The organism is Psychrobacter sp. DAB_AL32B, assembly GCF_002224105.1.
GTDB lineage: Bacteria > Pseudomonadota > Gammaproteobacteria > Pseudomonadales > Moraxellaceae > Psychrobacter.
This window is the reverse complement of sequence record NZ_NEXU01000059.1, coordinates 16,759-34,655: the sequence shown is the minus strand read 5'-3', so window position 1 is coordinate 34,655 and position 17,897 is coordinate 16,759. Positions and strand designations below refer to the sequence as shown.

The window sequence follows — 17,897 nt, the reverse complement described above, 5'->3', positions numbered from 1 at the left end:
CTTAGGAGTCTTAAGGTATTAAATTTAAAACTGCAATTTTACTGCTTTAATTTATAGCCGCGAGGTATAGTCATTATTGCCATCATTAATGGTGCCAAACACGTCGGCTCTATTAACTATCTCAGTTGCCCAAGCGCGATGCGTGGCAGGCTCTAACATCGTATTATTATATTTAAATACTGCTTTTGCCTCGCTATGCAAGATTGCCTGCGCCTCATCTAAAATACTAAGCGGTACGCAATACGCTTGTTGTACCAAAGCAATTTGGCTTGGATGGATAACGGTTTTGCCAACCAGTCCTAAGCTCACATCACGGGTCAGCTCTTGCATAAATAACGTTGGCTCATCCAAATATTCAAATACCGGTGCAGACAAATAAAAACCATGCGGCACAAAACAGCCAAGTAGCTGATAGGCTAGCGTACCAACGGGCGTGTCATAGACAATGCTATTCTTAGGACGCCGCAAACGCAGCGCCGCAAACAAATCATTGCCACCGATACGCAAGGTAAATACGGGCTGGCTAAATGCTTCTTTAAAAGCAATGGCCAACTCTTGATTATGATGCGGATTAAATAGCGCTGCGGTCTCAAGTGTCGGCATCAATAGCATGTCAGTATTTAAATTCTGACAAGCCATACGCCAATTAGACAAGCTATACATATCGACTTTGGGCATGACAAAACCATCAATCAAATCGATATGCGCAAAATGCGATAGCTGTTCTAACATTGCCGGATGACGCGGGCGCACAAACACCAATGGTCTGGTTGGTTGCTCGGTATGAATATCCGCCTCTTTTGATGGCTCATTGATGCTATCGACATGCGCCGCCCATGTATGCAGCAAGGTTTGCAGACGCATGAGTGCCAGCTCAACATCATTGTGGCTGACGGCATCTTCTAAGCAGATAATAATACTGTTAATCGTCGGTAATTTATCACGCTTAATCACTTGCCAAATATCTTGGCGCGTCGCTGGCATATATAAGCTGGCGCCCAACTGGTACGGATGATGCGCATGAGGCTTGATCATGGCATGACGCTCAGTGATGAGATGCGCATAAGACTGGGTATTCTGATAAAGGTTGGACTCGTTGTTTGGTATGTCTGACATAATGGGCATCGTAAATAGTGATAAATGAATGATTAGAGAGAGAAAGTGATACGGTAAAAACGCCAGCGCTAAGACGATAAATTATCAACGATCTGTGGCGCGCTGCTTGATAAGGGTAATTGCTTGATAGGGTAGTATTTTATCACCTAATACACTGATAGCGATATGTCGTTGCGCACATAAATGTCGCAATAATATGGTATCGGGATGCTCAGCGCTGGCCAGCAAAATACGCTCAGGATCACGGCGTAATATCGCTCTTGTCGCCTCGGCAATGGTCGGTTTAATACGGTTGCGATTGGTGATGTTATATTCTGCTGCCAGCGTATCGATTAAGTCCGCGGTCTGGTAGCGAGGTTGCTTGTACGTTGGCAAGCATTGCAAAGGCGTGCTCAATATACGCCTTACGGCATCGATATGATCGACAAATGCTAAGCTATGATCTACTTCTATTAAGTTATCATAAAAGACACTGCGATGTAGCCCCAATTGCGGCTCGGTATATAAGCTACGTGAGATTAGCCCAGACACCGTACTATTTAATAAACCCGATGGAATCAACCAGTCTTCCTCGCTAGCAGCAAGCCAAGCAACGCCAGCCGGATCAGCAAGGGTAAGCAGCGGGATAACTGCAGCCCCTTGATGGAAAATGTTGGCAAAATTGGTATGGCTAGGATCAGAAAATGCTTCTAGGCTACGCGCCAGCTCTTGATAAATAGCCCCCTTACCGGTCCAACCATCGATAAATACGATGGGACTGTCTGGGTGGCTGTCCAATATCATCTGTAAAGCAACAGGATCAAGACCGCGATCACGAATGATACTGACGCCGTAATGCACACTTGGTAAAGAATAGCTGCTATTAATATCTGCCAACGCGCGCTGTAATAATACGCCAATCGGTAAACCTGCTCGCACTAAGCTAACCAATATTAACGGGCATTCATTATTTACGATTGGCTGAAAAACCTGCTGTAGTGTATATGCCAAATTGGCAATATCAGTCGCTGCTCTTATCTTGCCTTGTTCTAGCGCCTGCATGTATAGCTGCTCATGTATGGCAGTTGGTGTGTCCTCTAACGTCAACATATCGGAATAATGGCGCTGACCACTTTGGATAAGGGCTTCTTTTTGTCTAACAGGCACATCGGCAACGGCGTCTTTATCGACAATATCGAGCAGTACTGTCACATCGCTGGCAAGATAGCTACCTGAGCCGTAACGTTTTAAATCGACTGTTTGTGTATTAGGGTTATTTGAGGTCATGGTAGAAATATTAGCACTCACTTAATGACAATATGATGGAATGGTGATGACGGTATGATTGCAATGACAATGAAACGTCTATTATTAAGCTTAAAATTGCTCATGAAGTTGCCCGTGATTGGGCATACCGTACCAGTCAAGCAGTTGCAAAAATGGTAAATCTGCCAGACTGTCGCCAAAACCGAAGCTTGGGCGCTGACTGTCCAAATGCTGTTCTAATAAAAACTGTACCGCATGACGCTTATGAACCCCATGCGGCAATATTGCTAAATTATTAGCATTCACATGCACATAAAAGTGTTGTTCAAAATTTGGTATAAATATTGGTAGTTGTTCGGCTAAATCTGCTAACGCTTGATGGTCTTTTTGAGTATGTTTGATAGCTAGATAAATAGTTAGTTCGCGGTCAACAAAAGTATCCGTATGCGGGGTAAGCTTTAAATCGTTATGAGTACTATCGCTTTTTTGACTATAATTATGAATCCAATCAGTCAGCTGATTTAAGATATTCTGTAGTGGTGCAAGGGCATTATACATATGCTGCTGCCATGCACTTAGTAGTTCACTCTCTGGTGTTAGAATAACTGCGCCATGGGTTAATACTTGCCAACTGTTGAAAGGTAATTTAACGCGTTGAATTTCATGACGATCACGCGCTGTGACGGCTATCAATTCAGTGCTAGCAAGGAGCCAATTAAAAAACATTGCTTGGCGCTGACTCATAAAGCTTAACGGCTCATCTTGTTTATTGACTGTGGCGCACACTAAGTTTTTAGGCTCAGTCGTTGGTAATTCCCATGCGTCAATCTTACGTTGGGTCTGAAACAGCGTATCGTCCAAATCCATTAGTGCGTAAGGTTTGATAATGTTTGGATTTGGTTGGAAAAATGGGGTAGTCATTAAGTTGTCCGTAAATGATGGGTTGAAAGATTAGAGCGTGACTTAAGACTAAGGACTCACCACCAACACATTATCTAAACCTTGCCACATATCATCGACGCTATCAGCCGACGTCTCTACGCACAACACAATTAAGTCCCATTCATTGGGATCAACATTATAAGCAAAGTTGGTCATGCCAAGCCCGTAATTATCGCTAAAACTCAACATGGTAGTAATCGCACCACCAATGGCAATCGGCGAGCGGGTCAAAGCGCTAAAATTAACAATAGAGATAGTTCCAGAGTCTTGAGATTGCGCTATTGCTTGGTTTTCTAACCATTCAGCCAATAAGAATGGTAACCAAACAAATTCATTGCTGCCCAATACTAATATCTTTTTTGGTAACTGAGCTTTATCAAACGGCGTTTGTTTGTTAAATAATTCAAATGTAGTTTGAAAATTCGCCAGATAATTATCAAAACCATCTTTGCTATTTAGCGTTGGAAAACGCCCCCAATTACCGGTATTACCTAAAGCGTGACTGCCAGCTTCGGTCGTATCGACCGACGGCATGGTAATTGGCTCAGGATTGGGCGCATCCGTCCATGTCCAAGCGCCAGATAGCAGATGATGACGATAAAAATCAATATTTGGTAAGCGTTTCGCGACTTGATCAGACACAGCATCATCCGCGTCGGCTTCACCCTGATTCTGAGCTAGTGACCAATCAACCAATGTCGTTAAATGCACCTGCTCCAATTGCGTCAGCCCTGCGTTACGTAGCGCAGTGACGACATTGACGCAAGTATTACCTGTTGATGCTTCGTCGTCGACCATAATAAGGGTTTTGCTGGCAAGTAGTTGCGCTTGGGTGATGGTATCTTTACTTTGATAAATTAAATGCTGGCTGGCATGGCTGTGGTCTTCGCTAAAAGTTGTCAATAAAGCATCGATATCACTGTCATTATGCTGGGCGTGACGAGTAGAGTTGAGTAGTAATGCATTCGGGTATCGCGTCTGAAGTGCTTGATGAACGCCAGCAGATAAGCCAACGGCAGTTTCGGCCATACCAATGACCAAAATAGGCTCAGGTAAATCATTAGGGACTAAGTCAGCCAAATCAGTAAAGGCACCACGCATAGTGCTGGGCGCAACTGGAATATGACGACCTAGTACTTTTGAGACAAACAAAAACGCCCGTTTTGGATTAATACGCTGGGCAAAACCAAGTAGGTCTTCTAGCTGGTATGATTCATCTTCTATTCGTTTGGTGGCAGTATTTATTTGATAGGTTAGATCAAGAGTGCCGCGTGGTAGGGTGATGGTCGCAGTGTATTTTTCATTAGACATTCATATTCCTTAACAGACTTCTGACGAAGTCGCTGTTCTCATATTATTTTAGGTGTTGTTATTATTGTTAGCAAAATTATTAACTAACAGCTACTAACCCTGACAGCCGACCAGCCATAGCGCCCCGCGGCTTTGCTTGCTGAGCTGTGGTGTCGATAATGGCACACTTGCAACCATTGAGGACGAGTTTTGATTGTTAGTCAAATCAGTGAGGCTAATGCCGGCGCTGGTCAAGAGCGCAGATAATAACTGAAATTTCACGGCATAGTTCATATTTTGTGCATGTTCATGATTAAGGCTCGCCGTTACCATGCCGACAACTTCACCCGTTGGTAATAGCAGAGGACTGCCACTAGAGCCGGGTTGAATGGGCGCGGTGAATTGCATATAGCGAATATCATCGCCGCAGCCGGTCAGACCCGAGACGCAGCCTTGAGTTACCTGTAACTGACTGCTCACACCAGATAGCGGAAAACCCAAGGTAGTCACGGTCTCGCGCAAGATATCCGCACACTGTTGCGCCAATGGTAGATAACTTGACAGCGGCTCGCTCACCCTAATAATCGCCGAGTCGCTACCGATATCGCTGAGCACTACTTGTGCCTCACGGTCAGGCTGTCCTTGCTGACGTATACCAATCATCGCGGCTGATTCAATCACGTGATAGCAGGTTAGCAGGTGATAAGCGTCTATGGCAAAGGCAGTGCCCGTCCATGTTTCACCTACTTGTACTTGCCGAGGAGGGCGTGACTCGCTATTAGAATGTCCCTGCTGATTTTGTTGACGTTGGGCGTCTTGAATCAGTGCATGGGTATCTGGTGGACGGGTATCAAGGCTAACTTGCACTCGATGCTCCAAACTTACTAGCCCTTGGGTCGAGCTTTCACCAAGGGCACGACATTTAAACTGGCCGTTACGCTGGTATATCTCAAGCACGATAGCGGCTTTAACATGACGTTCCATCGCGGTAAAGTCATAATAGATAGCGCTGTTATTTAGGTTCAAGCTAACAGAATTTAGCTCGACCGCAGGCAAGTTGAGGCTTGGCTCTGCATAGACATAGACTATTAGTTGTAAAAAACTGACGCCTTGTGTACCGAACAGCATCTGCAAATTTAGCTGCCATTCGCTCGGCGTGTCGGTATTATCAAGACGCGCCCAGTCTTTGGGTTCATGAAGATAGGCTGGACTACAGGCAGCCTTACGCTGCTCATCTAAAGGTAGCCATATTAGCCCCAGCTGTTGACCAAATTTCAGCTGATTTGTAGTAGCAAAGGCGACTGAACATTGCGCTTGCTCGATAATTGTATTCGCGCCTAACACTAACGTCGTCTGTGCTGTCATCGCCCGGCCTCTAGTCAATATTATGCCATATTATAATAAGGTTTTTTAGTGGTTACTCTGGTGAGTAGTACTGTTAATATACGCTTATAGTAACGGTTTTATAAACGGTATGGGTCAGAATTTTCACATCATCTAGCGATGCTATACGATGTGAAATGAGAAGATTTTAGGCACTATAGATTTTTTATCTTGATTACGATTGATAGTAATCAATGGTTTTATTTCATAACTTTATTCAACTTATTATTTCATCTAATAGATTTATTCGATAAGTTTATTCTATAGATTGTTCTTCAATCTTTACACTCACCATAACTGAGCGTACCTGACAAGGTATAATCTGCTGAACGATGTCTGCTAGCTTTGGTTTATCAGTTAAGCCCAGCCAGTAGCCAAATCCTACTTGCGTCAAGTCCACCCCGCTATGGGTAGTGTAATCGATACCACCAGAGGGGCGACTGTTAATCTCAAGCGCACGGTGCTGACCGTCATCGTCGGCCTTGGTCTGTACGCTGACGATACCATCACAGCCAAATGCCTTAATGAGTGGAATGACCACATCCATTACCGATTGCTCGTAGCCAATATGCTGGATTTTCCCTGTTTTATAACGAGTGACGGCGGCTAATACTTCACCATATTCGCACACCACATCGATAGAGTATTCTTGCCCTGCCAGATAAGGCATCAGTAGCATGGGGATAGGGCGCTCATGTATCATTTGACTGTTTGTATAGGCACTTATAAACTGAGCAGTGCTGATTTTTTTCTCTTCAGTAAAGTATAAATGCTCAAAACTATCGTAGTGCTCACCAGTTTCTTTACTCGAATCAAGTCGCCAAAACCCTTGCGCAAAAATACCCGTGACCGGTTTGACACATAAGGGCTGATGACCATGTTTGACAAGTAAGGCTTTGAGCTCAGCGGTATTATCAAAGCGCCAAGCATCTGCGACAGGAATACCATGCTGATGACACTGCTGCATAAAGGCAAACTTATCATCTATCGATTCTAATGCGCCGACGCTGGTCGCACCTGTTAATAAGCGAATGCTGGCTGTGCTAAATACCTCACGATGGGCTTCATAATCAATACCATTGCGTCCCGTTAATAATACTTTGACCTTATCTTGCTTAGCTTGTTCTAATACGAACTGCCAGCGCGGTATCGTTGCTGTAGGTAAAGTTGGCGGTTCAATGTCTAAATATTCATCGCTATCAGCGACAGTATTAGAAGGTTCATAATAAATCTTATCCGCAAATTCAAAAATCTCCGGTCTATCGTGGCGGTGTGAAGCAATGATGGTAAAGGGTGTATTAGATTGGGCTTTTAGTGCCTGTAGACTGGCTAGCATATCGCGCTGGCTTGACTGACCCTCAGCCAACCAAACCGCTGATGGATTAATTTGGCGGTTACTGGTGCTGGTATTCTCAGTTCCAGTTCCAGTTCCAGTTCCAGTTCCAGGGCCATTACCATTGCTATTATTATTGATTTGATTATCCATAATTCTCTCAGCGCGATCGTCAGTTATTAGTAAAAATATTTTTTTGATAATTCTTTCAATACTTTATATGACCGCCATTATATACAAATGCGACAAGATATAAATACTTGTCAGAAATATCGTTAATGGCGTAATAGGATTGTCTTAGCCACAGTACCGATTAAAAAATAGCCAATATCCATGCTACTATATGGCGATAGTCAACATAACAAATTATAATGAATCTTAAGGATAAATAATGAGCCAAACCTTGATTGCCGGAGCAAATGCACCGCTACCGAATGATAATATCAGTATCCGAATTATGAGCCAAAACTCTATCGATTGCGCAGCCTACCGTTTGACGACAGATGGTCGCGTTCGCGGTGACGGCGATATGATTTTTTATGGTCAGACTCGTAGTGACGATGGTAGCGTCAGCTTCCGCGGTCATGACAGCGACGGGTTTTTTGATGTTAATTTGCCCGCGCAATCTGCTGCTATTGACAAGATTGCCTTAGCATTCTCTAGCAGTCAAACCTTAGCGCAGCTGGGCGATGTTGATATCCAAGTCTTGCAAGGCAGTCAAGTGCTGCTGACTTGTCAGCTTAACGCTGCTGGTCGCAACGAAAAAGCCATTATCCTAGCAGAATGCTATCGTCGGCAGGGCAGTTGGAAATTTCGTTTTATTGCTCAAGGTTTTGAAGGCGGTCTTAAGCCGTTATCGGAGCATTTCGGCGTTGAAATTGCTGATGAGGCTCCGGCTCAAGCGTCGCCCGCTAATAATGCGTCTATCAACACGCAAAAGCCAGCGAGTACAGGGCAAGCTAGCAGTCCACCACCCATTCCAGCTGGTAATACCAGCGCACCTTCGATTAACTTAAGTAAAATCACCTTAACTAAAAATCAATCTAGCATCAATCTTAAAAAGCGTGATGACTTTGGTAAAATCTCTGTCAATCTTAACTGGAATCAGCGTCCAGATACCAGCAAGCAAGCGTCTAAAAAAGGCTTATTAGGCGATTTGTTTAAACAACATAAAGCTGGCGGGATTGATCTTGATGTTGGCGCGATGATTCATCTTAAAAATGGTGAGAAAACACTCATTCAAGCATTGGGTAATCGCTTTGGTAGCCTAACCTCAGCGCCGTATGTATGTTTACGCGCAGATGATAGAACGGGGCAGACCAGTGGCGGCGAATGGCTGGATATTAATGGTCAACAGTGGTCGCAGATTGAAGAGGTCTTTATCTTTGCTTTCATTTATGAAGGCGCGCCCAATTGGGCGCAAACGGATGGCGTGGTCACTATTCATGCCCCTGAGCAGCCACCGATTGAAACACGCCTGACAGAAGGTGCTGGTAATTTGCCTATGTGTGCCATTGCTCGTTTGGTCAATCAAAATGGTAGTATTAACGTTGAGCGTATTAATGAGTACTTTAAAGGACACCAAGAAATGGATAAAGCCTTTAATTGGGGTTTTAGCTGGAAGCGTGGTAGTAAATAGTTTTTCTGATATTAATATCAAAAGAAAGTATTAAAACCAAAAAATCAGCCCCTCTATTACTAATAATAGAGGGGCTGATTGCTTATTGATAACTAACAGTGCTTATAAAAGTTATTAAGCTAATTAAGCATGCGGTGTAATAGCAGGCATCAAGTCATGAAAGGTACGACCAGAAGCCGTTTCGCCGATAGCATGCATTTTCCATTCATCATTATGGCGATAAACTTTTGCCATAATCATCGCCGTATGAGTACCTTGTGACGATAAGTTATAACGCGCGACTTCACTATTATTATTGGCGTTAACGATACGGCAAAATGCATTCTCGACCGTCTCAAACGTCTGTCCAGTAAAGCTATTGACGGTAAATACCAATGACACCACACTAGCTGGCACTTTTGATAGGTCAACGTTGATCACTTCGTCATCGCCATCGCCATCACCAGTACGGTTATCACCGGTATGCACGACACTGCCGTCTTTCGATTGCAATTGGTTAAACCAAATAGCATCAACCGGCTGTTTATTGCTATCAAACATGATACAAGACGCATCTAAGTCGATAGAATCGCCACCGCTACCGCCGCCGAATAATTTACCTAAAAAACCACCTTTTTTATCTTGTGGACCTGGCGCAACATCCCAACCAAGACCTAGTTTTACTTGCGTAAGCGTACCGCCAGCTTCTTTGCTTAGGGATATTTTCTGACCTTTTTGTAAGCTAACTGCCATGTGACTGTCCTTATAATAGTTATTTAAAAAAGTGCTATAGAATATTGCCAAGTAATCCGCTATTGCCGCCGCGACCACCTGAGCTCGTGCCTAAGATGCTTTGTAGCCAACCTTGGTAGCTGTCACGATTACGCGAGCAAATAATAACTTTGCCCGTACCAGAGAAGTTTAAAACCATACCTTCGCCACTGGTGACAGAATTGATGATATTGCCCATAAAGCCTTTTTTCTTACTGGTTGCGACCGAGAGCTTGTACTCCAAACGCGAGTCCCAGCAGACCACATGACCATTATCAATGATGACATCTTTACCGGGTTCGACATCAATCTCGAACAATGAGCCAAAGCCTGATACCACCACTTGACCATTACCTTGAGTTTGCATCACCATAAAGCCGCCGGTGTCGCCAAATACAGCTCCGCCTAGATTGCGCTGAATCTTAGCTTTCACATCGACACCCGTTTGCGCTGCTACAAATGCGCCATCACTGAGTGTATATTGTTGTGAGCCAACATCGAGTATCTGCATATCACCATCGAGCGTTGGTGCAAGTAGACAATCACCTTCGCCATTCACAGCTTCAATTTGTTGCTGAAATAATGATTCGTCATTGGCAAAGCGCCGCATCAAGGATTGCATTAATCCCCCTTGCAGCTTACCTTTAAGCTCAAGGTTCGACTCCATCATCACCATTGCATTGGCTTCGCAATATATCGAATCACCTTTTTTAAGGTTGCAATGTAAAAAGGGTTCAATCGTACCGATTAAGCTAAATGTTGCGGCCATGGGGTGCAAATCCTTATTTTGATTCTTTAATATGTTTTGAATATGTTTTTTACATATAATTTCGATAGCCAATTAATTTTAAAGCCATCAAATGTGATAGTAGAGCACACTTGATAGCTTATTGGATACATTCAGTCGTCTGCTTGTATCCATTTACTATAGGATATTTTTTAGCTCAATCAAACTTAGACATTGACGCCATAAGAAGCGGCTAATGGACCTAGACCGCCGCTAAAGCCTTGACCCACTGCGCGGAATTTCCAGTCACTACCATGACGGTATAATTCACCAAAAATCATGGCCGTTTCAGTGCTACCATCTTCTGATAAGTCATAACGGGCAATTTCAGCTGCGCCGTTGTCATTCACGACACGGATGTAAGCATCGCCAACTTGACCAAAGTTTTGGTTACGGGTCTGACCTTCATAAATTATGGCACATAAGGCAACTTTGCTAACGTCAGCTGGGATGCTCGCTAAATTGACTTTGATGGCTTCATCATCGCCGTCACCTTCGCCAGTACGGTTATCACCGGTATGCTCAACCGCGCCGTTGTCTGATTTTAAGTTATTGAAAAAGATAAAATCTTGGTCATTACGGACTTTGCCAGATTCATCAACCAAGAAGCCGATAGCGTCTAAGTCAAAATCTTGACCGTCGGTCGCGCGTGGATCCCAGCCTAGACCGACGGTAATATTGGTTAAGCCTGGCGCTTCTTTTGATAAGTTTACGTTGCCGCCTTTCGTTAAGCTAATAGCCATATGAATGTCCTTTGGTTTATTAATTAAATGATTTTATTTTTTGATAGTATGAGAATTGAGCTCAAAAACAATATTACATGAATGCTAAGCCACGTCCTGCATATCGTTACGTTTTACTATACTAAGCAGATTGATAGTAAGCAAGGTGAATTTTGTGTGCTTACTAAGCAACATAAAAGCCTTGTATGGCAGATACTTTTTTAACACGCTAAGCTATAGTAAGTAAGGTATTGTTATTAAAAGCGAAGTGAGTTAATTATCAGCTGCTATAGATAAATGGTAGTGCGAAAAGCTTGAAGAGACTATAGGCAGTTCTACATAAAATCGATACGTTGGTAGCCACGTGCTACTGTTATAAAATTTTCTTGCTGGCTGTTCGCAAGCGTGACAGAGGCTGCAAAAATTTTATTCCAGTAGCACTCGTATCGGTTTTACAGTGAATCAACTATAAGAATGATTCTCTAACAGCTTTTTCTTAAGCGCTATTGATAATTTTAAAAGCTATTGGATAAAAGCGGTTTAATAAGAGCCATCTTAGAAAATAAAAACAGGTTATACCAATTGTTTGATATAACCTGTCATTACTACGATTTTCTACCAAAGCACTTTTTACTTAATTTGAAGTTATTACTAAAACTCAAACTAAGATTAAGTAATCGACTTTGCTTCTCGCTTACGATAATTAAGTGACGCAACGAATGCCCAGCCAATAAAAGTAATACCGATAAGGCCAGTGATAAGCTCTGGCACATGGAATTTTACTGACAATAGCATAATAATGGCTAAAGCCCCGATGGCATAATGCGCACCGTGTTCAAGATAGACATATTCATCAAGTGTGCCTTTGTCTACCAAGAAGATCGTCATCGAACGCACAAACATCGCACCGATAGCAAGACCTAGCATAATCACAATCACGTCATTGGTAATGGCAAATGCACCAATCACACCATCGAAACTGAACGAGGCATCAAGGACTTCTAGATATAAGAAACCGATAATACCACCTTTCATAATCGCGCTAGTTGCAGCACCAGTACTATTACCTTGAGCGTCGAGTTCTTCTTCAAGATCTCCTTCAAGCATACCAGAAACCACTTGTACACCAAGGTAAACCAAGATACCCCATATTCCAGCGATTAAAACAGCAGCTGATTGAGCAGGATTGGCAAATGATACCGCAATCATCAACACGATAAGTGCTACAAAGACACTCATAGCATCGACTTTGCCCAGTTTGGCCAAACGACTTTCAAGCCAATCAAACCAATGGACTTCTTTTTCATCAAAGATAAAGTTTAAGAATACTAGTAGTAAGAAGATACCACCAAAGGCTGAGATTTCAGCATGATGCGCTAAGAGTCTGGCTGAGTATTCTTTAGGATCGTTCAATGCCAAATCTATAACTTGCATCATACCAAGGTCGGCAGTCACGGCAACAATGACAATCGGGAAGACTAAGCGCATACCGAATACGGCGATTAAAATACCAACCGTTAAAAATATCTTTTTCCAAAATTCGTCCCAGCCCTTAAGGACTGAGGCGTTGACCACTGCGTTATCAAACGATAACGAGATTTCCATGACGGCCAAAATAGCAGTAATAGATAGGGTGGTTATCATACCGCCCATACCGCCATGTGAATATCCCCACCATGCCGCGACCGCTAGGGCAATGGCTGTGAAGATAAAGTCTAAATAAAAATGTCTCATGACACATCCTGTCTGGTTGCGTAAAGCTAAGGTTGGATTGTTATAGGCACAATCCATAAAAAAAGCGGTTATTGCTAACCGCTTTTTATGCATAAATTTAAGAGAAACATAAAGCATTATTGGGCGTTTGGCTATCAATAATTACAACTATTTTGCAACTATTTGCAACTGTCTATAGCGTACTTTTAGTGGCCTCAAGCTAACGACTGTCGATCACCAATAAAATGCTTATCATTAGTTTTATGCTGGTCGTAATTTGGTATTAGATAACAACGCCATATTGCTGACACATCGCTTGCAAACCGCCTGAATAACCTTGACCAACCGCGCGGAATTTCCATTCAGCGTTATGACGATAGACTTCACCAAACACCATTGCAGTCTCGACAGAGTAATCTTCTGCTAAGTCAAAACGCACCACTTCAGCACCTGTTTCTTCATTGACGACGCGAATGAAGGCGTTAGCAACTTGACCGAAGTTTTGGCTACGAGCGGCAGCATCATGAATAGTCACGGTCACGACAATCTTATCAACGTCAGCTGGAACTTGAGTCAGGTTTACTTTAACGACTTCATCATCACCATCGCCTTCGCCAGTACGGTTATCACCCGTATGCTCAACCGCGCCGTTGTCAGACTTAAGCTGATTATAGAAAATAAAATCATGGTCGCCGCGTACTTTGCCCGCGCTGCTGAGCAAGAAAACGCTAGCATCAAGATCGAACTCGGCACCAGAGGTTGCGCGCTCATCCCAGCCAAGACCGATAAGGAGCTTGGTTAGATTTGGGTCGGTTTTGGTGAGCGATAAATTACCGCCTTTATTCAATGATAAAGCCATGATATATCCTTGTTATTAGAGTAGGGTAAATTGCGATACTAAATATGTTTATTAGGTAGCGCTCTATCATAACAACAAAAAATGACCCAATCAAAGCCGATTGAGTCATTATTGTTTTAAAACGGTGATTGCTTTATTGACTAAAAAATAAGCGCTATCAAACTAAGTGCTTTTATAAAGGCAATTAAACAAATTATGCTCTAACTTGTGCTTTTAGTCTGTAGCAAGCTTAACGATGACGAATCTCAAAGCTTTGATGAATCGGTTTTTTAACATCAAAATCGAAACCAATAGTTTTTTGGGTAATATCGATAATATCGTAGCGCTCGGTCAATTGTTCATCCAACTCAAAACGGGTAAAGTTATTAGAGAAGTATAAAACGCCGTCAGCCGTCAAACGGTTCATCGCCCGATTAATAAGCGCGGTATGATCACGTTGAACATCAAAGGTACCTTGAAACTTTTTGGAGTTTGAAAAAGTTGGCGGATCAATAAAGATAATATCAAATTGCTCCGTATTGTCTTTAATCCACTCAAAGATATCGGCGGCAACGAATTGATATTTATTGCGACTGACATCTAGACCGTTAAGCACAAAATTCTGCTTGCCCCAATCGAGATAGTTTTGTGATAAATCAACACTAGTGACTTTTTTAGCGCCAGCCAGTGCCGCGTGTACACTCGCCGTACAAGTATAAGCAAATAAGTTTAGTACGGCTTTGCCACGACTGTTGTCTTTAATGCGCGCACGCATATTACGATGGTCAATAAAGAGCCCAGTATCGAGATAGTCGGTAAAGTTGACATAGAAGTACGCGCCATCTTCACGAGCGACATAAAACTTACCACGCTTTTCGGTATTACCTTGTTTGCTATATTGGTCATTACCTGATTGACGGGCGCGAGTCTTGATAAAGATTTGTTCACGGTTAATACCAAAGACTTCACGAATACCCATTAGCGCCAGATTAAAGCGCTTTTTAGCGGTCTCAGGTGGAATGGTTTTTGGTGGCGCGTATTCTTGCACATGCACATAATCGCCATATAAATCGACAGCTACTTTGAAGTCGGGCAAATCAGCATTATAAACGCGTAAATTGCTCACATTGTCTTTTTTAGCCAGCTTCTTCAGTTTGCCAAGATTTTTTTGCAAGCGGTTGATAAAGTCTTGTCCTTCTTCTACTTCAATCTCACGCTTTTCAAAGCGACTAACAAGATTCCCCGTTTGCCCAGCAATCAACGTTCCATAGCGGAAATAAACAGTGATAGCACCATTATGGCAACGCAAGGTTTTTGGCTCTTTAATCGGTAAAATATCTACTTGCTCGACGTGAGAGGCTAATATGCCTAACATCGGCGTGATACCGCTACCCGCAAAGCTGTCTTGCAAAATAAGCCCAATCGCTTGGTATAAAGGTTTAATCATCTCTTCATCACCCAAACGCTCACCATAAGGGGGGTTGGTGATGATTAAAGGATTACTCAAGCGACCATCATCAACCAATGGTTTTAGGACGTTACTCAGTTGATCAAGGGCACGAGTTTCAATGTCTAGTAGCGGTAATAAATCTTGTAGACCGGCGGCAATTATATTCTTTTCTGTGGCAATAATGGCGCCACTATCGGCATCGAATCCTAAGATGAGCGGCAAGGTATCTGGCTGCTCATTAGCAATCTCTAATGCTTCACGGAAACGCGTTTGTGCATCATCGATCATCTGTTGCCATAGTGCATCATCATGATGCTGCCATTGGTAAAAACCAAACTGATTGGCTGCTTTATCGATACCCACTGCATAATCGCAATGCATGAGTAGCGCTTCAATGAGAAAGGTTCCTGAGCCACACATCGGGTCGATTAGCGCATTATAAAAAGGTGCATTGCCCGCTTCGTTTTTCTTATGCCAGCCAGCGCTATAAAGTAGGGCCGCGGCTAAGTTTTCTTTTAACGGTGCTTCAGTCATCGCCACACGATAACCACGGCGATGCAAACTGGTGCCTGATAAATCCAGATATAGCTCAGCTTGCTTGTCGTTAACGGTCGCAAAAACAGAAAAATCTGGATTTTTACTGTCAACATTAGGACGGCTGTCATAAACTTCGTTAAAAGTATCAGCAATCGCATCTTTGATACGTAGCATGGCAAACTGCTGACTGACCGCAACACGTTTATCGACAGACAGACGGATGGCAAAGGTTTGCTCTAAGCTGAATTGTTCCGTCCAATTGACCGATTTTGCCAAACCATAAAGCTGCTCAGCCACATCGTATTCGGTATTGATGTTTTTGCGTTTAATGAGCATCAATACGCGAGATGCTACGCGCGACCAAAGGCAAATGGTATATAGATCACGCAAGGTACCCGTAACCGCAAGACGGCCCGTACTTTTAATTTCGCTTGCCATACCAAAACTTGTTAGCTCAGTCTGTAGCGGTACTTCAAGCCCATCGGCACAGGTGATAATAAGGTCAAGCGACAATACTTGTGAAGATGCTTGTGAAGGTGCTTGTGAAGATAGTTGCGAAGGTGCTATGGAAGAGGCGAGCGCGGTTGTTTCGGTCATACGGATACCTGTGGGCTAAATTGATAAATAATGCACATCATAAAATAAGATGTTTAACCGCTAATTTTACCATAATTCAATAGAATATGGTTTAAAGCGCTGATGTTTAAGATAACTAGGCGCAAAATGCTCATGTATAAAGCAGGATGATTTACAAAAAATGGGCCTAGAAAATATGCTTAATAACATTACGGTATAAATGAGTCGCCAGCTATTAATCGCCTTTAGTGAGCTTGGGTTTTTCTTCTACTAGCTGAGTAGTGGTCGCAAACGGCTTGGTGGCAATCGGATAATCAACGTCTTTTGGCATAAGTAGACGCATATGAGGGTAAGGGGTCGAGATATTAGCGGCATCAAAGGCGCGTTTGATATTCTCTCGTAAACCCTCTTTAATTTTTGGCATACGAGCAACCGCTGCTGGCTTGACCCAAAAGCGTACGATAAAAAATACGCCGTATTCTCCAATCTCTGCCACGGTCGCTGAAGTCTCAGGACGGTTAAGTACCACATCGCTATCGGTCAGCACTTGCAAAATCTCCTTGCGCGCGGTATCGATATCATCTTCAAAAGCAATGCGCATCTGGATATCAAAGCGTATAAAGTTTTTGGAGGTTAGATTAATGACCACAGAAGAGGCAACATTCGAATTAGGTATGATGACTGTAATATTGTCTCGAGTTAAGACATGGGTAGTGCGCAAAGCGATAACCACGACGCGACCTTCATTGTCATTGATATTAACCCAATCACCCACTTGGAAAGACTGCTCAAGCAAAATAGTAATACCGGCAATAAAATTAGCAAGCGTTGATTGCGCAGCAAAACCCACCGCCAAACCGGCGATACCCAAACCTGCCACTAGCGAGACAATATCAAAACCAAATTGCGCCATGACGCTGGCTAGCCCCAACACTAAAAGTAGCACCGACAAGATATTTTTGAGTAGCTGCTCAATCGAGGCGTTCAGACCATAATGCTGTAAGACTTTATGAATAATTTGTCCAGATGATGTCCACAGCACGTAATATATCCCAGCCCACGTACTTGCTTTGGCAGTCGCCTTGATAGTATCTGGCTCAAAATTAAGCTGACTCATAATGGCAATAAAGCTGGTCACTATCCAAATATAACGCAGTATTGAGCGGACAATTTTTGCGCGGCGCTCATTGAGACGAATTCGAGATTTACTTTTTTTGAGGATATAAATAGCAAGCCAATAAAAAAATCCCAATACCGCAAGCAGTATTAGGATTTTGATACCAGTACTCACCAATTCTACCGATTTAGATGACCAGTCCAATGTCCCTTCATCTATAGAGCCTCCAATAGCAAGATAAAGGCTAGTATGTAAGTCGCGAACAATCTCTTGAAAGAAGTCAGTAATACTAGCGATTGCCATTGTCTCATCCATGCAAAGTCTGGTTCTAAATTGACTAAGTTCTAAATTAACTAGGTTGTAAAAACTCTAATTATAAATTAGCTCAAATCGTTGATACAAATCAAGTCTAAATCTGACTGACATGAGCGATAATGAACATTAAGCATACTGTTTATA

At 42.9% G+C, this 17,897-nt stretch carries 14 protein-coding genes; 1 reads left to right on the top strand and 13 read right to left on the bottom strand.

The genetic code is table 11. The annotated features are described in order from the left end of the window. Positions 1–51: 51 nt before the first annotated feature. The 6 genes from CAN34_RS06895 to CAN34_RS06870 all read right to left on the bottom strand — a co-directional run bounded on the left by CAN34_RS06895 (position 52) and on the right by CAN34_RS06870 (position 7,312). Positions 52–1,116 (bottom strand): HpcH/HpaI aldolase/citrate lyase family protein, encoded by a 1,065-nt coding sequence (locus CAN34_RS06895; protein WP_089555022.1) that lies wholly within the window; start codon positions 1,114–1,116, stop codon positions 52–54. A gap of 84 nt (positions 1,117–1,200) precedes the next feature. Continuing rightward, positions 1,201–2,382 carry a cysteine protease StiP domain-containing protein gene (locus CAN34_RS06890; RefSeq protein WP_089555021.1) on the bottom strand — a complete coding sequence of 394 codons (1,182 nt, stop codon included), beginning with the start codon at positions 2,380–2,382 and terminating at the stop codon, positions 1,201–1,203. Positions 2,383–2,472: 90 nt separating this feature from the next. After that, positions 2,473–3,282, bottom strand: a complete 810-nt coding sequence (locus CAN34_RS06885; RefSeq protein WP_089555020.1) for an HAD hydrolase family protein — start codon at positions 3,280–3,282, stop codon at positions 2,473–2,475. Positions 3,283–3,330: 48 nt separating this feature from the next. Further along, complete coding sequence (locus CAN34_RS06880; RefSeq protein ID WP_089555019.1) at positions 3,331–4,614, bottom strand: phosphoribosyltransferase domain-containing protein; 1,284 nt, start codon at positions 4,612–4,614, stop codon at positions 3,331–3,333. Positions 4,615–4,707: 93 nt separating this feature from the next. Further along, complete coding sequence (locus CAN34_RS06875) at positions 4,708–5,958, bottom strand: serine protease (RefSeq protein ID WP_089555018.1); 1,251 nt, start codon at positions 5,956–5,958, stop codon at positions 4,708–4,710. 274 nt (positions 5,959–6,232) lie between these two features. After that, positions 6,233–7,312 (bottom strand): ATP-grasp domain-containing protein, encoded by a 1,080-nt coding sequence (locus CAN34_RS06870; RefSeq protein ID WP_254423122.1) that lies wholly within the window; start codon positions 7,310–7,312, stop codon positions 6,233–6,235. Positions 7,313–7,700: 388 nt separating this feature from the next. Here CAN34_RS06870 and CAN34_RS06865 point away from each other — a divergent pair, with 388 nt between their 5' ends. Continuing rightward, positions 7,701–8,948 carry a TerD family protein gene (locus CAN34_RS06865; RefSeq protein WP_089555016.1) on the top strand — a complete coding sequence of 416 codons (1,248 nt, stop codon included), beginning with the start codon at positions 7,701–7,703 and terminating at the stop codon, positions 8,946–8,948. 123 nt (positions 8,949–9,071) lie between these two features. On the opposite strand, the gene CAN34_RS06860 is transcribed toward CAN34_RS06865, so the two are convergent. The 7 genes from CAN34_RS06860 to CAN34_RS06830 all read right to left on the bottom strand — a co-directional run bounded on the left by CAN34_RS06860 (position 9,072) and on the right by CAN34_RS06830 (position 17,741). After that, positions 9,072–9,680 carry a TerD family protein gene (locus CAN34_RS06860; protein ID WP_089555015.1) on the bottom strand — a complete coding sequence of 203 codons (609 nt, stop codon included), beginning with the start codon at positions 9,678–9,680 and terminating at the stop codon, positions 9,072–9,074. Between the two features lie 34 nt (positions 9,681–9,714). Next, entirely contained in the window at positions 9,715–10,467 is a 753-nt protein-coding gene (locus CAN34_RS06855) for a TIGR00266 family protein (RefSeq protein ID WP_089555014.1), read from the bottom strand. A gap of 185 nt (positions 10,468–10,652) precedes the next feature. Further along, on the bottom strand, positions 10,653–11,228 hold the full coding sequence (locus CAN34_RS06850) for a TerD family protein (RefSeq protein WP_079691289.1): 576 nt from the start codon (positions 11,226–11,228) through the stop codon (positions 10,653–10,655). A gap of 648 nt (positions 11,229–11,876) precedes the next feature. Further along, entirely contained in the window at positions 11,877–12,941 is a 1,065-nt protein-coding gene (locus CAN34_RS06845) for a DUF475 domain-containing protein (protein ID WP_089555013.1), read from the bottom strand. A 262-nt stretch (positions 12,942–13,203) separates the two neighbouring features. Then, positions 13,204–13,779, bottom strand: coding sequence for a TerD family protein (locus tag CAN34_RS06840; protein WP_079691291.1), 576 nt, complete (start codon positions 13,777–13,779; stop codon positions 13,204–13,206). 229 nt (positions 13,780–14,008) lie between these two features. Then, positions 14,009–16,342, bottom strand: a complete 2,334-nt coding sequence (gene rlmKL / locus CAN34_RS06835; RefSeq protein WP_089555012.1) for a bifunctional 23S rRNA (guanine(2069)-N(7))-methyltransferase RlmK/23S rRNA (guanine(2445)-N(2))-methyltransferase RlmL — start codon at positions 16,340–16,342, stop codon at positions 14,009–14,011. Positions 16,343–16,556: 214 nt separating this feature from the next. After that, positions 16,557–17,741, bottom strand: a complete 1,185-nt coding sequence (locus tag CAN34_RS06830; protein WP_254423120.1) for a mechanosensitive ion channel family protein — start codon at positions 17,739–17,741, stop codon at positions 16,557–16,559. Positions 17,742–17,897 lie beyond the last annotated feature (156 nt).